Source organism: Kitasatospora sp. NPDC057015 (assembly GCF_042673745.1).
Classification (GTDB): domain Bacteria; phylum Actinomycetota; class Actinomycetes; order Streptomycetales; family Streptomycetaceae; genus Kitasatospora.
Window position 1 is genome coordinate 1 of sequence record NZ_JBHUSG010000074.1, and the last position, 19,267, is coordinate 19,267.

Annotated in this window: 15 protein-coding genes; 6 read left to right on the top strand and 9 right to left on the bottom strand. The window is 75.1% G+C overall.

Annotation, left to right across the window (positions count from 1 at the left end; genetic code table 11):
• Positions 1-730: 730 nt before the first annotated feature.
• The gene (locus tag ACFTWP_RS38955; RefSeq protein WP_380269904.1) at positions 731-1,666 is read right to left on the bottom strand and encodes a MerR family transcriptional regulator; all 936 of its coding nucleotides are present in this window, start codon (positions 1,664-1,666) and stop codon (positions 731-733) included.
• Between the two features lie 213 nt (positions 1,667-1,879).
• Here ACFTWP_RS38955 and ACFTWP_RS38960 point away from each other — a divergent pair, with 213 nt between their 5' ends.
• The 5 genes from ACFTWP_RS38960 (at position 1,880) to ACFTWP_RS38980 (ending at position 8,804) form a co-directional block, all read left to right on the top strand.
• Positions 1,880-2,887: a helix-turn-helix transcriptional regulator gene (locus ACFTWP_RS38960; protein ID WP_380269905.1), complete on the top strand. Its 1,008-nt coding sequence runs from the start codon at positions 1,880-1,882 to the stop codon at positions 2,885-2,887.
• 248 nt (positions 2,888-3,135) lie between these two features.
• Complete coding sequence (locus ACFTWP_RS38965) at positions 3,136-4,023, top strand: hypothetical protein (RefSeq protein WP_380269906.1); 888 nt, start codon at positions 3,136-3,138, stop codon at positions 4,021-4,023.
• A 151-nt stretch (positions 4,024-4,174) separates the two neighbouring features.
• The gene (locus tag ACFTWP_RS38970; protein WP_380269907.1) at positions 4,175-6,373 is read left to right on the top strand and encodes a UvrD-helicase domain-containing protein; all 2,199 of its coding nucleotides are present in this window, start codon (positions 4,175-4,177) and stop codon (positions 6,371-6,373) included.
• A 170-nt stretch (positions 6,374-6,543) separates the two neighbouring features.
• Positions 6,544-8,106 (top strand): M1 family metallopeptidase, encoded by a 1,563-nt coding sequence (locus ACFTWP_RS38975; protein ID WP_380269908.1) that lies wholly within the window; start codon positions 6,544-6,546, stop codon positions 8,104-8,106.
• 197 nt (positions 8,107-8,303) lie between these two features.
• Positions 8,304-8,804 carry a hypothetical protein gene (locus ACFTWP_RS38980; protein ID WP_380269910.1) on the top strand — a complete coding sequence of 167 codons (501 nt, stop codon included), beginning with the start codon at positions 8,304-8,306 and terminating at the stop codon, positions 8,802-8,804.
• 31 nt (positions 8,805-8,835) lie between these two features.
• Here the strand turns inward: ACFTWP_RS38980 and ACFTWP_RS38985 are convergent, their stop codons facing one another.
• The 6 genes from ACFTWP_RS38985 to ACFTWP_RS39010 form a co-directional block, all read right to left on the bottom strand.
• Positions 8,836-9,861, bottom strand: coding sequence for an LLM class F420-dependent oxidoreductase (locus ACFTWP_RS38985; RefSeq protein ID WP_380269911.1), 1,026 nt, complete (start codon positions 9,859-9,861; stop codon positions 8,836-8,838).
• Positions 9,862-10,036: 175 nt separating this feature from the next.
• Complete coding sequence (locus ACFTWP_RS38990) at positions 10,037-11,710, bottom strand: ABC transporter substrate-binding protein (protein WP_380269912.1); 1,674 nt, start codon at positions 11,708-11,710, stop codon at positions 10,037-10,039.
• Between the two features lie 155 nt (positions 11,711-11,865).
• The gene (locus ACFTWP_RS38995; RefSeq protein ID WP_380269913.1) at positions 11,866-12,798 is read right to left on the bottom strand and encodes an ABC transporter ATP-binding protein; all 933 of its coding nucleotides are present in this window, start codon (positions 12,796-12,798) and stop codon (positions 11,866-11,868) included.
• Entirely contained in the window at positions 12,795-13,589 is a 795-nt protein-coding gene (locus ACFTWP_RS39000; RefSeq protein ID WP_380269914.1) for an ABC transporter ATP-binding protein, read from the bottom strand. Before ACFTWP_RS39000 ends, ACFTWP_RS38995 begins: the two co-directional genes overlap by 4 nt.
• Positions 13,586-14,545: an ABC transporter permease gene (locus tag ACFTWP_RS39005; protein WP_380269915.1), complete on the bottom strand. Its 960-nt coding sequence runs from the start codon at positions 14,543-14,545 to the stop codon at positions 13,586-13,588. The genes ACFTWP_RS39000 and ACFTWP_RS39005 overlap by 4 nt, the downstream gene beginning before the upstream one ends.
• On the bottom strand, positions 14,542-15,492 hold the full coding sequence (locus ACFTWP_RS39010) for an ABC transporter permease (RefSeq protein WP_380269916.1): 951 nt from the start codon (positions 15,490-15,492) through the stop codon (positions 14,542-14,544). Before ACFTWP_RS39010 ends, ACFTWP_RS39005 begins: the two co-directional genes overlap by 4 nt.
• A gap of 686 nt (positions 15,493-16,178) precedes the next feature.
• Here ACFTWP_RS39010 and ACFTWP_RS39015 point away from each other — a divergent pair.
• Positions 16,179-17,237, top strand: a complete 1,059-nt coding sequence (locus ACFTWP_RS39015; RefSeq protein ID WP_380269917.1) for a helix-turn-helix transcriptional regulator — start codon at positions 16,179-16,181, stop codon at positions 17,235-17,237.
• On the opposite strand, the gene ACFTWP_RS39020 is transcribed toward ACFTWP_RS39015, so the two are convergent.
• Together ACFTWP_RS39020 and ACFTWP_RS39025 are read right to left on the bottom strand one after the other, a co-directional pair.
• Complete coding sequence (locus tag ACFTWP_RS39020; RefSeq protein ID WP_380269918.1) at positions 17,209-18,018, bottom strand: family 1 encapsulin nanocompartment shell protein; 810 nt, start codon at positions 18,016-18,018, stop codon at positions 17,209-17,211. The two genes, ACFTWP_RS39015 and ACFTWP_RS39020, sit on opposite strands and share 29 nt — an antisense overlap.
• Positions 18,015-19,169: a Dyp-type peroxidase gene (locus ACFTWP_RS39025; protein ID WP_380269919.1), complete on the bottom strand. Its 1,155-nt coding sequence runs from the start codon at positions 19,167-19,169 to the stop codon at positions 18,015-18,017. The genes ACFTWP_RS39020 and ACFTWP_RS39025 overlap by 4 nt, the downstream gene beginning before the upstream one ends.
• Between the last annotated feature and the right edge of the window lie 98 nt (positions 19,170-19,267).

Sequence of the window (19,267 nt, forward strand, 5' to 3'; positions counted from 1 at the left end):
TCGGACCACCCGACGACGAACCACCCGAACCACCACTGCTGCCACAACCCGTGAGCACCAGCGCACCGGTCACACAAGCAGCCGAGAGGAGAAGTACAGATCGGTTCAAGGGAGTTACCACCTTAGGAGTTGATCTGAAGCCACCCGTGCGGGGACTTCGAAGCGTGGGGAACGGGCAGGATCGCGGCCGGTGGTGCTCGGATGGCCCGCGGGACGGCCCGGGAGTTTTCGACTTGGTCTTCGACTGCGCTGTGTGCGGCCTGCGCCTGGCCGCGGCGTGCGGAGATGTGCGGTGTTCGCAAACGCCTGGTCCAGGCTGCGGGCCACCGTCGACTGCCGCGTGAGTCAGAGTGCACCACCTGCGGACAGAGGCCTAGACCTCTTTACCGAATCGATGCCCGGGGTGCAGAGGGTGCCTCGAAAGTGGCCGGGAACCAAAGAAAAGGGGACTTGGTACGGACCAAGGTGCCGTCAGAAACGCTTCCCGGAGGCCCGCAAGCCTTCACGGCCGTCGTGATCGAAACGGCCTCGATAGATGGTTGCGCACAGGAACAAAAGAAGAAAGGGGTTGTCCGCCCCCAACGTTGAAGGCGGAACAACCCCGGAGCCGGCCCGGAACACGCCACCGCGTCGGCGGCGTGGCGCGCGAGCCGGACGGCGTCGGACGGTTCGTACGGGCAGGAGGCCCGGCCGGCGCCCGCACGCGGGGCCGGCGGGCGAAGCGCGACCGTCAGGCGGCCCGCAGGGCGGCGACCAACCACTCCACCGCGGGGGCGAGGGCGGGCTGCGCGGGCCACCCGTTGATCACCGCCACCAACTGCCAGTACCGCTCGTAGCGCGAGTCGTCGGCGATCTCCAACCGCTCCAGCAGCCAGGCCCGGAACTCCGGACCGTCCGCGCGCCCGGACAACCGCGCGTAGGCACCGGCCAACTCGTCGAGCACCGGACGGGCCGCGGCCGAGGCGGGATCGATCCCGGCCTCGCGGGCGGCCGCGGTGCGCTCCCGGAGCAGGGCGGCCAGCCGGGCCGCGTCCTCGGCGCCCGGCTCGCCGACCTCCGCCCGCGCCCCGACCTGGTCGGCGGCGGCCCGGCGGACGGCGGCCCGGAAGTCGGCGTCCTGGACGAGCCCGGCGAGCTCCACCCAGGCGTCCACCTGCTCCGCGGTCGGGTCCTCCGGCAGTTTCGGTGTGGCGGCGCGCAGACCGGCCAGGAACTCCGGTCCGACGTCCAGCCCTTCGAAGACCCGGTCGACGAAGTCGTCGATCAGGTTGGCGCGTTCCTGCTCGGACAGCATGGCGAGCCTGTGCATGAGTTCCATCTCCTCTGGTGTGGGACCGCGTTCGGCCACCGCGCGCAGGACCGCCCTGCGCAGTTGCAGCGAACGGATCTGTACGGCCAGGGCCTCGGCGTGCAGCGCCGCGATCTCGGCGACGCCGACCTCGTGCGCCAGCAGCCGGCGGATCGCGGCGAGGTCCACGCCGAGATCGCGCAGGGTGCGGACGAGGCCGAGGCGGGCCAGCGCCTCCTGGCCGTACAGCCGGTAGCCGGCCGGGGTGCGGTCGGTCGGCGGCAGCACTCCGGCGTCGGACCAGAACCGGATGGTCTTGACCGTGAGGCCGGTCAGCCGGGCCAGCTCGCCGATGCTGCGGAGGCTGTCGTCTTCCATGCCCACCACCTTGGGGTCTCCCCTCGCGGGAGACTCAAGCGTAGGGCGGTGGGAGGGCCGGACCGGTGCCACGCGGAGCGCCAGCGTCCGCGGCTGTGATCTTCGGGGCTGGTCGAAACGGCCCCCGGCCGGTCATCATGTACCTGGCGGATCACCGCCAGGGCAGGAACCCGCCACCGCGGGCGGAGAGCGCGATCCTGGGAGGTACAGCGGGTGCTGAGCGTCGTGGGCCTGGGCGAGCTGGCCGAACACCTCTACACCGACCTGGTGACCCGCGGCTCGGCCACGGCCACCACGCTGGCCGAACGCACGGGCGCCGGCCCGGACGAAACCGCCACCGCACTGGACGAGTTGACCACGCAGGGGCTGATCGCCGCCCGCCACGACAACGGCTCGGGCCGGGCCGGCGCCGCCCGGTACGCCGCCGCGCCCCCCGCCGTCGCGCTGGAGGCCCTGCTCGCCGACCGGCGGCACGCGCTGCGGCAGGCGGAGCTCTCGGCGGCCGCCCTGGCCGAGGCCTACCGTGCCGCCACCGCGGACGACGCCCACCGTGACCTGGTCGAGGTGGTGGTCGGCCCGGCGGCGATCGGGCACCGGGTGGAGCAGGTCCAGCGTGGCGCCAAGAGCGCCCTGCTCGCCCTGGTCACCGGCCAGTACGACGTCGTGCCGGCCGACGCGACCGGCGCCGAGACCGAGGCGGTCGAGCGCGGCGTGGCCTACCGCGTGGTGATCGGACGGCAGGCACTCGGCGCCCCGCAGGCGGCGGAGGCCCTGTTCGAGGCACTCGGCCGCGACCAGCGGATCCGGGTGGTCGACCAGGTCCCGACCAAACTGATCGTCGCCGACGGCTCCGTCGCCCTCCTCCCGCTCACCAGCCCCGGCGAGGCCGGGGAGCCCGCCGCCCTGCTGGTCCGCGCGCCCGGCCTGGTGCGGCTGATGACCGTCCTGTTCGAACAGGTCTGGGAGTGGGCCCAGCCGCTCGGCCTGGAGGCGGGCCTGCCCGTGCTCGGCGAGGCGCCGGCCGGCGAGCCGGTCGGGACGGACCGGCGGATCCTGGCCCTGCTGCTCGCCGGATCGACCGACCAGGCCGTGGCCAAGCAGCTCGGCCTCGGCCTGCGGACCGTCCAACGGCGGATCCGCGCGATCATGGAGCTGGCGCACGCCGAGACCAGGGTCCAACTCGGCTGGCAGGCCCACCGCCGGGGCTGGGTCGAGGACTGAGGGCCCCGCTTCGGCCAGGTCGGCGGCCCGGCCGCCCCGGCGTGCCGGAGACCGCCCGGCACACCACCGCGCCCGGAGCTTCCGTGTACGCGCAACCGGCCTCCCGAACCGGGTAGCAGCCCGACATCCGAACGGGTATACACGTGTGCACAGGCATCCATCGCGTACGGGGGAACCATGGATCCGGAACTGCCGTCACCGGTGGGCGTTGCCGCCGGGCGGACTCGGCACGGCATCGCGAGTGACCGGTGAGTTCCGGGACGTCACCGTCGGAGCCGGATCCCCCGCGTGGTGAGCGGGCCGGCGTCCACCTCAACGCCAGCGCCTCCGGGAACGCCCGGCTCAACCAGGCCGGCCGGGACCAGCACTTCCACATCACCGTCCCGCTGCTCGGCGCCGCCGTCATCCTCGCCGTCCTGGTCGCGGCCTTCTGGAGCCCGCTGCAACAGCTGACGGCCGACTCCTCGCAGGCGTCGTCCTCGCCCTCGGGGTCGGCGTCCCGGATCGAGATACCCGTGAACCGGAGCCCCCGGGTCACCGAGGCGGCCCCACCGGTCGCGGACCCGGTCGCCACCACCGCCCGCGCGACCGTCCCCGTGGTCACGCCCACCGCCTCCGCGAAGCCGACCACCGCCACGCCGTCACCCCTGCCCGACCCGCAGGACGTGGCGTTCGCCGCCGTCCGGGTCGGCGACTGCCTCGACCTGTACGACACCGGCCTGGGCCAGTGGAGCAGGACGGCGCCGGTCGTGGTGGACTGCCGTGGCGCGAGCGCGCTCACCCGGGTCAGTTGGATCACCACCGCCCCCTCGGCCTGCCCGTCGGGCGCGGGCCGCACCAGCGCCACCCACCGGGCCGGGGACGGCCGGACGACGGTGCTCTGCCTGGACCGCCAGTTCCGGGTCGGCCAGTGCTTCCCCGCCGTCGTCAACGGTCAGAGCGTGACCTCCGGCAACCTGACCGTCCCGTGGGACTGCTTCGCCTCGCAGGTGCCGAGCGGGGCCAACAGCATCATGAACATCACCGCCGTCACGACGCCGAGCACCTCCTGCCCCGCGGCGAACGGCCGGATCTCCGCCTCGTGGCCGGTCCTTGACGGCCAGACCAAGGTCTGCGCGGTGCTCTACCACCCGTAGCGACCGCCCGGGCGGCACGGCGGCCGGCCGGGGCCGACCGGCTGTCGGCCCCGGGGGCCGGCGGGCGGGACGGTCGTACCCGGAGCGGGAAGTAGGGTGATCATCCCTGGTAGCGCCCGCACCGACCTCGTCCGCCGTGAAGGGACCTCGCATGCCGACGCTCGGCCTCCACAAGGACTTCCTGCGGGAGTTCGCCCAGTTGGAGAAGAAGGTCCGGACGAAGGTCGCCGACGCCTTCGACAAGTTCGAGCACTCCTCGGCGACCGGCCAGCACCTGGAGAAGCTGAGCCACGGCCGCGACCCGCGGCTGAAGACCATCCGGATCGACCGCTTCTACCGCGGCGTGGTGCTGGCTCCGGACGGCGGGGACAGCTTCCTGCTGCTGAAGGTCCTGCCGCACGACGACGCCATCGACTGGGCCCTCAAGCACCGCGCCAGCGTCAACTCCGCCACCGAGGGCATCGAACTGCGCAACGACATCGCCCTCGAACAGCTCGCCCCGGGCTTGGCGATGGTCGCCGGGTCGGCGCAGCCCGGCGCGGACGGCACGACCCGACCGCTGTTCGGCCACGTCTCCGACGCCGACCTGACCCGCCTCGGCATCGACGCGCAGATCCTCCCGATCGCGCGCCGGCTCGACACCGAGGACATGCTCGACGCCCTGCGCCCGATACTCCCCGAGCACCAGTACGACGTCCTGTTCGGTCTCGCCGTGGGGATGAGCACGGACGAGGTGTGGCGCGAGATCGTCCAGACCCAGCTCGCCGCGGGCCGCGAGAGCGCCGCCGACGCCGCCGACGCGGGAGCCCCGCAGGACGACCTCGCCGCCGCCATGTCCCGGGCCCGGGACCGGATCGCGCTCGTCTCGGGACCCGCCGAACTGATGGAACTGCTGGACCGTCCCTTCGACGCCTGGCGGATCTTCCTGCACCCCTCCCAGCACCGGATCGCCTACCGCCCGTCGTACAACGGCCCGGCCCGGGTCACCGGTGGGCCCGGCACCGGCAAGACCGTTGTCGCGCTGCACCGGGCGGCCCACCTCGCCGCCGCCCTCCCCGACGACGCGCCGGACGACGCGATCCTGCTCACCACCTTCACCCGCGACCTCGCCGCCGAACTGCGCCGCAGCCTGCACCTGCTGGTCACCGACCCCGAGCAGCGCCGGCGCATCCGGGTGGTCAACATCGACGCCCTCGCCGCCGAGATCCTGCGCGGTCACCGGAACACCGACCGCCTCAGCATCCTCACCGACCAGCGCGACGTCACCGCACGCTGGGGCCGGATAGCCCGGCGTCTCGAACTCGACCGCACCGCCGCCTTCCTCGACCAGGAATGGCGTCATGTGATCCTCGCCCAGGGGATCGGCACCGCCGACGAGTACCTGAAGGCCTCCCGGGCCGGGCGGGGCACCGCGCTGGGCCAGCTCCAGCGCGCTCAGGTCTGGCGCGCCGTCACGGCGTTCACGGACGAACTGCGGTCCACCGACACCTGGACCTTCCACCAGGTGTGCGACGAGGCCGCCCGGATCCTGGACCGGCGCAGCGCCGGCGGAGCGCCCCGGCTCTTCCGCCACGTCCTCGTCGACGAGGCCCAGGACCTCCACCCCGGGCAGTGGCGCCTGCTGCGCGCGGCCACCGAACTCGGCCGGCCCGACGACCTCTTCCTCGCCGGCGATCCCCACCAGCGCGTCTACGGGAACAAGGTCTCCCTTCGCAGCATGGGCATCTCGGTCACCGGCCGCTCCCACCGGCTGCGCATCAACTACCGTTCGACCCACGAGATCGTCGCCTGGTCCGCCGCCCTGCTCACCGGCGAGGCGGTGGACGACATGGACGGCGGCGACGACCGGCTCAGCGACTACCGCTCCGCCTTCCACGGCAGTCGACCCGTCCTCAGCGGCCACCTGACCAAGGCGGACGAACTCGACTCCCTGGTACGGCAGATCAGGACGTGGATCGGGGACAGCGCCGTTCCGGCCGAGGAGGTCGGCGTCGCCGTCCGCTTCGTCCAGTTCGGCAGGGACGTCGCCGCCGCCCTCGTCCGGGCCGGGATCCCCGCGACCGTCCTGGGGGCCTCCGCGGCGCCGGCGGCCGGGGTCCGGATCGGCACCATGCACCGCCTCAAGGGCCTGGAGTTCCGCTGCGTGGCGGTGGCCGGCGTGTCGGAGGGGACGGTCCCCATGCGCAACGCCCTCACCCCGGTCGAGGTGGACGCCCAGCAGCACCGGGAGGACCTCCTGGGCGAGTTGAGCCTGCTGTTCGTGGCCTGCACCCGGGCACGGGAAGCCCTGCACGTCTCGTGGCACGGGGAGGCGAGTCCGTTCCTGGCAGCGGCGGCAGCCGTCGGGTGAGACTCCCCGCGCGGCTCCGGGACGGCTCCCCGGGCGGGCCGTCGGCGGCTCCCTGACGACTCCCGCACGGCCCGGCGGCGCGGATCGCGGCTGACCGTCGGTCACCGGCGGTAGCATTTCGTGCACGTATCGCCACCGGCTCCACCGGCCGGGACCGCAGGGAGGCCCTGATGACCGTCCGGCGCGCCGGTACCGACGACGCGGCGCTTCGACCGCCGCCCGGCCCACCGCCGCGCCCGGTACGGCGCCCGGCCCGTCACCCGCTACGGCGCCTGCGCGGGGCGGCCGTCGCGGCGTCGCTCGCCGTCGTGCTGACCGCGGCGCCCGGTGCGCCCGGGGCGGCGGCCGACGAGGGCGCGGCGCCCTCCCCCGGGGCGGCCGGGCTGGGCGATCCGCTGTTCCCGTCCAGCGGCAACGGCGGCTACGAAGTCCGGCACTACACGCTGGACTTCGACTGGTCGGCGCCGCGGACGGCGTTCCCGGCGGCGGCCGTGCTGGACGCGGTCGCGACGCAGTCCCTCTCCCGCTTCAACCTGGACTTCGCGGGGAACACCCTCGGCCGGGTCACGGTCGACGGGCGGACGGCGGCGACCGCGCGGGAGGGCGACGAACTGGTGGTGACGCCGGAGCGAGCCCTCCGGCGGGGCCGGCCGTTCACCGTCCGGGTCGAGTACACGGCGGACCCGACCCGGCTGCGGCACCGGGACGACGCGATCGAGGACTACGGGTGGATCCCGACGCCGGACGGGACGGTGCTGTACCCGCAGCCGGACGGCGCAAAGATGATCTTCCCGGCGAACGACCACCCCAGCCGGCGGGCACCGTTCACCTTCCACCTCACCGCCCCGCGCGGCCTGACGGCCGTCGCCAACGGCACCCTGACCGGGCGGGAGGACGTCGGGGCGGACCGGACGCGCTGGAGCTACGAGTCCGGGCAGGCGATGGCGACCCAGCTGGTGCAGGTCGCCATCGGCCACTACACCGTGCTGACCGGCACCGGACCGGGCGGGCTGCCGCTGCGCGACGTGATCCCCACCGACCTGGTGGACCGGGTGGAGCCCTACCGCCGCCTCACCCCCGACCACCTCGCCTGGCTGGAGCAGCGCCTCGGCCGCTACCCGTTCAGCACGTACGGCGTCCTCGCCGCGCACACCGACCTCGGCGTGGCCCTGGAGACCCAGACCCTGTCCCTGCTGCCCGAGGCCGACCTGCTCGGCAGTCGGGTGGACGCCGAGCGCGACCTGGTGCACGAGCTGGCCCACCAGTGGTTCGGGGACAGCGTCGGCCTGAAGGCCTGGTCGGACCTCTGGCTCAGCGAGGGCCACGCCCGCTTCTACGAGCGGCTGTACTCCGAGGAGCACGGCGGGGTGTCCTTCGAACAGGCCATGCGGGCCGCTTACCGGGCCCACGACCTGTGGCGCCGGGACTATGGCGCGCCGGCCGCCCCGACCGAGCCCGCGCTGTTCAAGCGGATGCGCTACGACGGCTCCGCGCTGGTGCTGTACGCGCTGCGCGAGCAGGTCGGCGACGCGGCGTTCCGGGCCGTGGAACGGGCCTGGGTCGAGCGCTACCGCGACCGGCCGGCGGGGACGGCCGACTACGTCGAGCTGGCCTCGCGGGTCGCCGGCCAGGACCTCCGCGGCTTCCTCTCCGCCTGGCTCTACGGCGATCGCACCCCGCCGATGCCCGGGCACCCCGACTGGACGGTCGACCCCGTCCCGGCCGCCCCCTGAGCGGACGGCCGCGGGTGGACGGCCGCGGGCGCCCCCCAGGCCTGGGCGGCCCGGTGGCCTGGGCAGCCCGGGACACCTGGGCGGCCCGGCCGCCGCGCCCCCCGGCGGAGGGCGCCGTACGGCCGGCGACCGGCGGGGCACTACGCTGGCCGCCGCAGCCCCTGCCGGGGGCCGGCCCGCCGCGAAGGAGGAAACCGATGGTTCTGGACATGCGATTCGCCGACGGCGCCGTGCTCGGCCTCGCCGCACCCGAGGACGGGCCGTCGGTCACCCTGCTGCCGGGGCTCGGCGTGCACCGGCTGACCGTCCGGATCCGGGTCGGGACGGTACGGGCGTCCGCCGGATGCACCCACGTCCAGCTCGGCGGCGAGGCCTGGGCCGAGCACCCGGGCAGCGGGCCGCAGTGGATCGGGCTCTTCACCCCCGTCGCCGTGCCGCTGGCCGCCGCGGGCGGCGCGACCGGGGCCGCGCTGTCGATGGCGGTCACCAACGACCAGGTACTGGCACTGGAACGGGCCCGCGGCGGACGCGAGTTGCCGCTGCGACTCGATCTCACCGCGACCCTCCCGCAGAGCACCGAGGACCCGTGCGCGCAGGGCCAGGACACCCGCCGGATCGCCGCCGAGGACTGGGACGCCCAGGTCCGGGCACTGACGGCGATGCTCGCCGTCCCCGACCCGGGGGCCGGCCGGCGCTGAGGGCGTCGCTGCACCGGGCGGCGGGGCGGGGTCAGCCCGCCGCCGGGCCCAGCCGGGCCAGGATGTCGAGCAGCCCCTCCCGGTCGGCCAGCGCCGCCGACGGCAGCGAGACGTACAGCTGGACGGTGGTCACTCCGGGCAGGTGGTAGCGGAGGATCTGCTCCCGGCACTCCTCCGGGGAGCCGCTGACGAACAGCCCACGCACCGCCTCCTCGGGCAGTGCCCGCCGCGCGCCCTCCAGGTCGCCGGCCGCCCACAGCCGATGCGTCTCGCTCAGCAACTCGCCGTTGCCCAGCCACTCGTGGAACTTCCGGTAGGGCTCCCGGTTGAGGATCCAGGCGAGGAAGGGGCGGGCGGCGCGCTCCACGTGCGCGCGGTCCGCGGTCGGGCTGACGAAGACCTTGACCACCAGCTCCTTGCCCGGCGGCTGCGGCCCCACCGCGTCGAGGACCTTGGGGACGTCCGCCGGGAACAGCAGGTTGCTGATGGCGCCGTCGCCCTCGGTGAACCCGAGCCGGAGCATGCCCGGCCGGAGCGCGCCGAGGATCACCTTGACCGGCTGCTCCGGCGGGTGCGGCAGCTGGTAGCCCGCGATCGAGAAGGTGTCGAAGTCCCCGCTCACGTACTCACCGCGCAGGGCGCGGGTGACGAACCGCAGGACGTCCCGGGTGCGCTTGAACGGCTCGTCGAAGGGGATCCCGTTGATGTCGGTGACATGCGCGGGAACGGACGCGCCCAGCCCCAGCAGCACTCGCCCCGGGGCGAGTTGGGCGAGCGTGGCGGCGGTCTGGGCGAGCACGGCCGGGCCCCGGGTCTGGACCGGGACGATGCCGGTACCCAGCCGCAGCGAGGGCGACCAGGCGGCGGTGGCGGCGAGCGGCGTGAAGGCGTCGGTGCCGCCGCCCTCCGCCGTCCAGACGTCGGAGTAGCCGAGGTCGGGCAGCCGCTCCACCAGGTGGCGGTGGCGGTCGAGGGCGAGGCCGGGCAGCGGCAGGGTGACGCCCCACCTGGGAGGCGCCGCGGTCGCGCCGCCGTGCGGATCGGACGGGGTGGTCATGATGGTCGGGCCTTTCCTGGTGCCGTCCGTGCGGCCCACCCGAAGGACGGGAGGACGGATGGGCCGCACGGACGGGAACACGGGGACACGCGAACACGAGCCGGGGCACGGGCCGGAGCACGCGTCGGAACACGGGCCGGAACACGGGTCCGGAGTCGGACGGAACGGACGACGGCTACTTCGCCACCCAGACGGTGGTGAGGTCGAGGAACCAGGACTGCGGCTGCACCAGGCCGTGCACCTTGGGCGAAAGCGCCCGCGGGTTGCGGTCGTTGACCACGAAGAGCCACGGCGCGTCCTGGGTGACCCGGGCGAGGGCGCTGCGGTAGTCGGCCCGACGACCGGTGCGGTCCGGCGAGGCGGCGGCCGAGCCGAGCAGCTGGTCGACCTCGGGGTTGCCGTAGTGCCCGGTCCAGAACGGGCTCTTGCTGCCGATGAACAGCGGGAGCAGCGCCTCGGACTGGAAGAGGGTGGTGGACTGCGCGATGGCGTCGGAGCCGAGGGCCACCTCGCCCTTGGCCTCGGCGCCGATCAGCGTGGACCAGTCGGTGGTCCGGATCTCGACCTTGATGCCGACGGCGGCGAGGTCCCGCTGGATGGCCTCGGTGATCGGCACCGGCAACAGGTTGCCCGACCCGGCGGTCGGGACGGTCACGGAGGTGGTGAACCCGTCGGCCCGGCCCGCCTCGGCGAGCAACTGCCTGGCCTTGGCCGGGTCGTAGGAGTAGACGTCGCCGGCCGGGTCGTAGGCGAAGGTGGCCCGGGGCGCGGCCTGGTAGGCGGGGTCGGCCGTGCCGTGCAGCAGCTTCTCGGCGATGGCCTTGCGGTCGACGGCGTAGTTGGCCGCCCGGCGGACCTTCGGGTCGTTCCACGGCGCCTTGGCGGTGTCGAGGATCCAGTACCAGAGGTGGTCGTAGTTGTTGGTCTCGATCCGCGCGCCGTCGGCCTTGAGACTGTCGATGTCGTCGGGGTTGGGGTACTCGATCCAGTTGACGCCGCCCGAGCGCAGGGCCGCCGTGCGGGCCGCGACGTCCGGCAGCGGCCTGATCACCAGCTTGTCGAGCTTGGGCGCGCCCCGCCAGTAGTCCCGGTTGGCGACGAGCTCGATCTGCTGTCCCTCGGTCTGCGAGCCGAAGGCGAACGGGCCCGTCCCGACCGGATGTTGGGCGAAGCCGGCCGATCCGGTACGGCGGACGGCGGTCGGACTGGCGATCAGGACGTGGGCCAGGTCCTCGGGGAAGTGGCCGTTGGGGTCCTTGGTGACCAGCTCCACGTGGTCGGCATCGGTCTTGCGGTACTGGACGATGCCGCCCGCGTACTCCTTCGCGGCGGCGCCCAGGGCGTCGGTGTAGAACTCGCTGCCCTTGGCCAGGTAGCGGTCCAGGTTGAAGATCACGGAGTCGGCGTCGAACGGCGTGCCGTCCTGGAACTTCACGCCCTTGCGCAGGGTGAAGGTCCAGGTCCTGGCGTCGGCCGCGACCGTCCACGCCTCGGCGAGCGCGCCGGTGATCTCCGGCGGGGCGTCCTTGCCGGAGAGGTCGTAGCGGGTGAGCCCCTCGTACAGCTGGAAGCTCACCAGCCGCTTGCCCTCGAATCCGGCGCCGCCGATGACGGTGTCCGGGTTGGGCAGCTTGCCCGTCGCGCCGATGACCAGGGTGCCGCCGCGGCCGGCGGATCCCGCCTCGTCTCCGCCGGCCGCGGCACCGGTGGAGGCACCGGTCGCAGCGCAGCCGACGGTGCTGAGGAGAAGCGCTGCCGCCGCCAGGACGCCGCCGGCCGGGCGGCCGGGACGGCGGGACGGAAGGGGATGACGGGACGGAAGGAGAAGGCGGAGGCGGTGGTGCGTCATGGTGACGGTTCCTTGCGGTTCGGGGAGGACAGCACTCGGGGCTGCCGGGTCGGGGCCTTCGAGGGGACGGAGAACGGCTGGACGGACGACGGGGTGACGGGTCACGGGGCGACGGATGGCGCGCGGGGGCCACTCGGGGAGGAGGTCGCGGGCGGTCAGGGGGAACAGGACGTCCCGCTGCCGGTCCGGGGGCCGGACCGTCCGGCCGGCAGCGGTGCGCTCCGGCCGGTCGCCGCCGCGAGCAGGGCGCGGGTGTACGGGTCGGCCGGGGCCTCCCAGAGCCGGGCGGCGGGCCCCTCCTCGACCACCCGGCCGTGCCGGAGCACCAGCACCTGGTCGGCCAACTGCCGTACCAGGGCGAGGTCGTGGGAGATGAAGAGGTACCCGAGGCCGGTCCGCTCCCGCAGCCCGGTCAGCAGGTCGACCACCCGGGCCTGGACGCCGCGGTCGAGCGCCGAGGTCGGCTCGTCGCAGACCAGCAGGTCGGGGCCGGTGGCCAGGGCCCGGGCGATGGCCACCCGCTGCACCTGGCCGCCGGACAGTTCGCGCGGGTAGCGGCGGGCCAGTGCGGGGTCGAGGCCGACCTGCCGCAGCAGCGCGGCGACCCGCTCCGGCCGCTCCCCGCGCGGGACGCCGTGCACGCGCAGCGCGAACGCCACCGCCTCGCCCGCCCGCAGGGCCGGATTCAGCGATCCACCCGGGTTCTGCGGGACGAACTGGAGCCGGGCCCGCACGCTCCGGTCCGCGCGACCGCGCAGCCGGTACGGGTCGCGGCCGGCGAAGCGGACCGTACCGGAGTCCGGGGCGAGCAGCCCGAGAACGAGTCTCGCCAGCGTGGACTTCCCGGATCCGGACTCGCCGACCAGGCCGGTGGCACCGCCCGCGCCGATCCGCAGGCCGACCCCGTCCAGCGCGAGGCGCCCGCCGGGGTAGCGCTTGACCACCCGCTCCACCACGAGCAGCGGCTCCGCCCCGGCGTGGACGGACCCGATCCCCGTCGGCGCGGCGTCCGTCGGCCCGACGTCCGTCGGCGCGGCCCTCATCGGCCCGGCACTCATGGGCCCGGCGCTCATCGGCTCGGCACTCATCGGCCCGCTCCCGGTTCGGCCGCCACCAGTTCGGCGGTAAAGGCGTGTTCCGGCCGGGAGAGGACCCGCTCGGCCGGGCCGGTCTCGACGATCCGCCCGGACCGCATCACCGCCACCGCGCCACCGACCCGACGGGCGACCGCGAGGTCGTGGGTGACCAGCAGCAGGGCGAGGCCGCGCTCGCCGCGCAGGTCGGCGAGGAGGTCCAGGACCTGGGCCTGGACCAGGGCGTCGAGCGCGGTGGTCGGTTCGTCCGCCACCAGCAGGGCGGGGTCGCCGCAGAGCGCGAGGGCCAGCGCGGCGCGCTGGCGCAGGCCGCCGGACAACTCGTACGGGTGGCAGCGGGCGATCCGGTCGGGTTCCGGGAGCCCGGCCCGGGCGAGCAGTTCGACGGCCGCGAGCCGGGCCGCCCGGCGGCCGACCGCGCGGCGGTGGCGCAGCAGCACCTCGACGAGTTGCGGCCCGATCCGGCGCAGCGGGTCGAGGGCGCCGGTCGGGTCCTGCGGGAGGTAGCCGATGCGGCGGCCGCGCACCCGGGTGAGGGCGCGTTCGTCGAGCTCGCGCAGGTCGGTGCCGTCCAGCAGGATCCGGCCGGTGACCCGGGCGGTCCGCCCGGGCAGGGCGAGCACCGCGCGGGCGACGCTGGTCTTGCCGCTGCCGGACTCGCCGAGTAGCACCAGCGCCTCGCCGGGCGCGACGGCGAGCGAGACGCCGTCCACCGCCCGGACCGTTCCGCCGGGGGTCGGGTGGCCGACCGTGAGGTTCTCGATCCTGAGCCGGTCGGGGGTCATCGGGCGGCCTCCGGTACGGGGAGTCGGACCTCGGGATCGGTTCCGGAGTGCGGGTCGGTCCCGGTGTCCGAGCGGGTTCCGCCGCCGTGCCCGGACGCGGTGTCGTGGCCGATCCGGCGGCGCAGGGCCTCGCCGAGGGTGTTGAAGACCACCGAGGTGACGAGCACGGCCAGCGCCGGCAGGGCCGCGATCCAGGGGTGGGTGAGCAGCCCGGGCCGCAACTCGTCGAGCATCGCTCCCCATTCGGCGGCCGGGGGTGCGACGCCCAGGCCGAGGAAGGCGAGTCCGGCCGCGTAGACGACGGCGAGCCCGACCAGGGAGGAGCTGTACACCAGCACGACCGGTGCGACGACCGGCAGCACCTGGCGCAGGGCGAGCGGGACCGGGCCGGCCCCGCTGACCCGCGCGGCCTCCAGGAACTCGGCCGAGCGGATCCGCCGTACCTCGGTGTGGGCGACCCGGGCCACCGCCGGGGTGAGGACGACGGAGAGTGCGAGGACGGTGGCGCCCGGGCCCGGCTCCAGCAGGGTGGCGATCGCGATCGCCAGCAGGATCCCGGGGAACGCGTAGAGCACGTCGAGCGCCCGCAGCAGCACCTGCTCGGTGGCCCGGCCGCCGAGGCCGGCGGTGATGCCGAGCAGGGTGCCGCCGGCGGCGGCCACCGCCACCGGCAGGAGCCCGCAGGCCAGCGAGATCCGCGAGCCCCACAGCAGACGGCTGAGCATGTCCCGGCCCTGGCCGTCGGTGCCCAGCGGGTGCCCCGGGGCGCCCGGGTCCAGCAGCCGCTCGTGCAACGAGCCCGCGGCGGGGTCGTACGGGGCGAGCAGCGGCGCGGCGAGCGCCAGCAGGACGAGCAGGGCGGCGAGGGCGGTCGGCAGGGCGCCGACCGGCAGCGGCGACCGCACCGTCAGGCCTGCTCGTGGTCGGCCGGCACGGGCCGGTGCCGGGCCGCTCATCGCGCTCTCCGCACGCGCGGGTCGACCAGCGCGTGCGCGGCGTCGACCAGGAGGTTGACGCCGACGAAGGCGACCGCGACGACGAGCACGGCGCCCTGCACGACCGGCAGGTCGCGCGCCGACAGCGCGTCGTACAGCACCCCGCCCAGACCGGGGCGGCCGAACAGGGTCTCCACGAAGACCACTCCCTCCAGCAGGTAGGCGAGTTGGAGCCCACCGATGGTGAGCAGGGCCGGCGAGGCGTTGTGCACGCAGTGCCCCAGCACGGCGGCCCGGCCGAGGCCGCGGGACCGCAGACTGTCCGCGAGCTCGCCGCCGAGGACGGCCCCGAGTGCGGCGCGGAAGACCCGGGCGGTGAGGCCGAGCGGGACGACGGCGGCCGCGACGGCCGGCAGCACCAGGTGGCGGAGCACGTCGCCCGCGCCGCCGCCCCCGAAGGGGTCGTGCGTCCCCCCGGCCGGGAGCAGGCGCCACCGCACGGCGAACAGCGCCACCAGCAGCAGCGCCACGGAGTACTGGGGCGCGGAGACTGCGAGGGTGCTGAGCGCGCCGGACAGCCGCCCGGCCGGGCCGCGCGGCCGGACGGCGCCGACGGCCCCGAGCAGGACGCCGCCGGCCAGCACGAGCAGGAAGGCCGCACCGGCGAGCAGCAGCGTTTGGCCGACGGCGGGCAGCAGCAGGTCCCCGACGGGCCGCTGGCCAGCGATCGAGATGCCCAGGTCGCCCTGGACGGCGTGGGCCAGCCAGTCGGCGTACCGGATCGGCACCGGCCGCTCCAGGCCCAGCCGCTCGGCGAGCTCCCGGCGTGCCTCGGGCGGCGCGCCGGGGCCGAGGAAGGCGGTGAGCGGATCGCCGGGGACGAGCGCGACGGTGGCGAAGACCACGACGGTGACGCCGAGCAGCGTGGGCACCGCGAGCAGCGCCCGGCGCAGCAGGAAGCCCCTCATCGGCCCGCCCGCCGGCGACGGACGCCGGGGCGTCCGGTGACTGTCCGGTGAACGGGGGCGGGCATGTGCGGTCCTTCCGGGACGAGCGGGGAGAGCGGGACGAGCGGGGAGAGGGGACGGACGGCGCCCCCGGTGCCGGCCGGCGGGTGGGGGATCCGCCGGCCAGGCGGGTGCGACTGCCCGGCGGTGCGGCCCACCGGGGGCGCCGGCCGCTGTGGGGAAGCATCGGGATCGGCGCCGGTGGCAGCCAGTCAGGCGTTGGTGCCGATACCGCCGGTCATAGGATCCGGGAGCGCCCGCTCACCCCTCGGACCGTCCTTGACCTGCGTCGGAACGCCCAAATAGGCTGGTGGCATGGCAGCTTGGCGGACCAGCTTCACCCTGGTCGGGATCGGCGGCTCGTGGCACCGCAGGTGTTTCGACGAGCACTGTCCCGCGCGCGCGACGCGCTGACGGCCCTCGCCCGACTCGACGCGGCGCCCACCCCGCACCCCGCCCCGAAGCGACCGGTCGACGACCGCGCGCCCGACGCCCGGCCATCACCGTCCCGCCGTCCCGCCACCCCGGCCGTCCCGGCCTTCGCACCGGGCCCGAACCCGACCGGCCCTGACGGTAACTCACGACAGGTCCGGACGTTCGCCCCGCACCGGTCGCGACCCCGCCTCGTTCGATGGGAACGATCCTGCATGCCGTACCGCTCCGACACCCCCTCCGGCACCCCCTCCGGCCCCGTGCCCGGCCCACTGGCCGGCCTGGCCGCGCCGCCGGCCGGACCGCCCGCCCCGCCGGGCGGCCACCGCGCACCCCACCCCGCCGGCGGGCAGCAGCTCGGCGCCTTCCTGCGCGCCCACCGGGAGTTGCTCCAACCCGCCGAGGTGGGCCTGGCCGGCACCGCCCGGCGGCGTACCCCCGGGCTGCGCCGGGAGGAGGTGGCCTCGCTCTCCGGGGTGGGCGTGGCCTGGTACACCTGGTTGGAGCAGGGTCGGGTGGCCGCCTCCCGGCAGGTCCTGGAGGCGGTGGCCCGCACCCTGCGGCTGGACGGGGCGGGGCTTCGGCACGCCATGCGGCTGGCCGGGTTCCACGAGCCGGCCGAGCCGCCGGCCGGTGCCCGGCGGGCGGCCCTCGGCGCGAGCGTGCAGCCGGTGCTGGACTCCTGGCCGGCCAGCCCGGCGGTGCTGCTCGACCCGCACTTCGACCTGATCGGCTGGAACGCCGCCTGGAGCGCCCTGTGGGGTGATCCGGAGGCGGTGCCGGAGGACCGGCGCAACCTGATGTGGCTGATGGTCGCGGACCGGCGGCTGCGCACCGTCCTGCACGACTGGGAGCCGCTGGCGATGAACGTCTTCCAGCACTTCCGGGCCCAGGCCGGCCCGTCGGCCGCCGACCCGCGCACCGGCGAGCTCTACCGCCGTCTCGACCAGGACGTACCGGAGTTGCGGCACTGGTGGGGCTGCCGGTCGGTCGCGGAGCTGACCACCCGTGCGGTCACCGTCGAGCTGCCGGGCGCCGGTCCCGTCCGGCTGTCGCTGTCGTCCTTCCGACCGGTCGACGAGCCGTCGGCGCTGGTCCTGCTGCTCACCCCGGTCAGCGCCGAGGACGCGGCCCGGATGACCGCGCGGGTCGGCGCCATGCGGGCCCGCGGCGCGGCGGCCGGGAGCCCCGCGACGGGCGGCGACCCGGGCTCCCGCCGACCGGACCCCGGCGTGCCCGCCCCCGTCAGGCCGGACCGCTCTGGTCGAGGGTGACGACGGCCTCCGCCGTGTACATCAGGAAGGTCAGCGACTCCTGGAGGTACAGCTGGACGCTCTCGGTGTCGTGCGACCGGTAGCCGATGGCGAGGTCCTGGCCCAGGTGCAGTTCGAAGTCACCGCCGCGGGTGGAGAGCAGCAGCGCGCCCTCGATCGCGGGTGCCCAGATGATCTCGCCGTCGAGCAGCCGGGCCAGGTGGTTGTGGACCGGGTAGCCGTGGTCGGAGGTCTCGTTGACGGCCGTGTACGCCTCGGCGCCGAGGAGCAGCGAGTACGGGCCGTTGACGCCGGCCAGTCGCAGCGCGGTGAGGGCGCGGCTGACGGTGTTCGGGTAGTCCCGTACGTCGGCCGGCAGGGTCAGCGCCGGGTTGGAGGAGCTCTCCCGGATGCCGGCGATGGCGGCGGGCCGGTAGCCGTCGAAGACCACCCGGTCCTCGGCCCGGGCCATGGTCAGGGCGGCGTCCTTGACGGGCTGCCAGTCGGAGTCCTTGGCGCCGCGTTCGACGTCGTCGACGGCCCGCCGGTCGACCGTGAAGGGCACCCGCAGCTCGACCACCGGCTGGGAGCGCCGGGCGTGCGCGCTGACGCCCTCCACCGGCGGGGCGATGTCGTCCAGGTGGCCGATCCCGACCGCCGACAGCGCCTCCCCCTCGGGGCCCTGCAGGTCGACGACGCGTCGCCCGGCGACGTGCAGGGTGAAGGTGCGCCTGGCCTCCTCCTCGATCTCGGCCCAGGCGGCGGCGGAGATCGGGGCCAGCTCACGGTGCAGGTTGTTCATCGGGCGGTGCTCCTCTTCAGACTGCCGATGCCGAGCGAACCGTCGGCGCGGGCCGGTACGGGGTCGGGCGCGGATACCGGGTCGGGCGCGGATACCGGGTCGGGTACCGGCGTGGAGGTGGGCGCGGAGCGCCGTGCCCGCGCCGCCGCGTCCGAGGGCCCCGGCAGGTCGCCGAGGAGGGCCGCGGAGGGGGTGAAGTACAGCGACCCGGTCACGGGGGTGGAGAAGTCCAGGATGCGGTCGTGGCTGCCGGGCGGCCTGCCCAGGAACATGTTGCGCAGCATCTCCTCGGTGACCGCCGGGGTGCGGGAGTAGGCGATGAAGTACGTCCCGAACTCGCCCTGTCCGACCGTCCCGTACGGCATGTTGTCGCGCAGGATCTGCAGCTGGGAGCCGTCGGGGGCGTCGACGGAGGTGAGGGCGACGTGCGAGTCGGCCGGCTTGGCGTCGTCGTCCAGCTCGATGTTCGCGGACTTGGTGCGGCCGATCACCCGCTCCTGCTCCTCGACCGGCAGCGCGTTCCAGGCCCTCATGTCGTGGACGTAGCGCTGCACGGTGACGTAGCTGCCGCCGGCGAAGTCCGGGTCCTCGGCGCCGATCACGACGGCCTCCTCGGCGGACCGGCCGACCGGGTTCTCGGTGCCGTCGACGAAGCCCATGAGGTCCCGCTCGTCGAAGTACTTGAAGCCGTGCACCTCGTCCACCACGGTCGCGGCGCCGGCCAGCCGGCCGACGACCTGGGCGGCGAGCTCGAAGCAGAGGTCCATCCGCTCGGCACGGATGTGGAGGAGCAGGTCGCCAGGGGTGGCGACGGCGCGGTGGCGGGGGCCGACCAGTTCCCGGAAGGAGTGCAGCCCGGCCGGGCGGGGGCCGGCGAACATCCGCTCCCAGAGCGCCGCACCCAGGCCGGCGACGCAGGTCAGCCCGGCGGCGGGGACGCGCGAGCCGACCGAACGGCGTAAGCCGGCCAGATCGGGGAGCAGCTCCCGGACGGCGCCCTCGCCGCCCGGGTCGACGGTCAGCACCAGGAACACCGCCGCGCTGGTGAGCGGGCCGAGCACGGCCTGGGGCTCGGCGGCCGCCCGGGCTGCGGGTCGGTCGGCGGCCGGGTCGGCGGGTGGCTGGGCCGGCGGGCCCGCTGGCGACGTCATGGCAGCACACGTCCTGGGGGGGGTCGGCGACGGACCGCAGGTCGGGGCGGCCCTCCGACCGAGTATCCGGCCGCCGCCGCACCCCGGCCACCGCGAGC

What these genes read in the sequence shown, in the direction of transcription:
- ACFTWP_RS38985 (WP_380269911.1), bottom strand. Translation starts at nt 9,861, where the DNA reads ATGACCACCCCGTCCGATCCGCACGGCGGCGCGACCGCGGCGCCTCCC.
- ACFTWP_RS39020 (WP_380269918.1), bottom strand. Translation starts at nt 18,018, where the DNA reads ATGAACAACCTGCACCGTGAGCTGGCCCCGATCTCCGCCGCCGCCTGG.
- ACFTWP_RS39000 (WP_380269914.1), bottom strand. Translation starts at nt 13,589, where the DNA reads ATGACCCCCGACCGGCTCAGGATCGAGAACCTCACGGTCGGCCACCCG.
- ACFTWP_RS38990 (WP_380269912.1), bottom strand. Translation starts at nt 11,710, where the DNA reads ATGACGCACCACCGCCTCCGCCTTCTCCTTCCGTCCCGTCATCCCCTT.
- ACFTWP_RS38955 (WP_380269904.1), bottom strand. Translation starts at nt 1,666, where the DNA reads ATGGAAGACGACAGCCTCCGCAGCATCGGCGAGCTGGCCCGGCTGACC.
- ACFTWP_RS38995 (WP_380269913.1), bottom strand. Translation starts at nt 12,798, where the DNA reads ATGAGTGCCGAGCCGATGAGCGCCGGGCCCATGAGTGCCGGGCCGATG.
- ACFTWP_RS38975 (WP_380269908.1), top strand. Translation starts at nt 6,544, where the DNA reads ATGACCGTCCGGCGCGCCGGTACCGACGACGCGGCGCTTCGACCGCCG.
- ACFTWP_RS39005 (WP_380269915.1), bottom strand. Translation starts at nt 14,545, where the DNA reads ATGAGCGGCCCGGCACCGGCCCGTGCCGGCCGACCACGAGCAGGCCTG.
- ACFTWP_RS38970 (WP_380269907.1), top strand. Translation starts at nt 4,175, where the DNA reads ATGCCGACGCTCGGCCTCCACAAGGACTTCCTGCGGGAGTTCGCCCAG.
- ACFTWP_RS39010 (WP_380269916.1), bottom strand. Translation starts at nt 15,492, where the DNA reads ATGAGGGGCTTCCTGCTGCGCCGGGCGCTGCTCGCGGTGCCCACGCTG.
- ACFTWP_RS38980 (WP_380269910.1), top strand. Translation starts at nt 8,304, where the DNA reads ATGGTTCTGGACATGCGATTCGCCGACGGCGCCGTGCTCGGCCTCGCC.
- ACFTWP_RS39025 (WP_380269919.1), bottom strand. Translation starts at nt 19,169, where the DNA reads ATGACGTCGCCAGCGGGCCCGCCGGCCCAGCCACCCGCCGACCCGGCC.
- ACFTWP_RS39015 (WP_380269917.1), top strand. Translation starts at nt 16,179, where the DNA reads ATGCCGTACCGCTCCGACACCCCCTCCGGCACCCCCTCCGGCCCCGTG.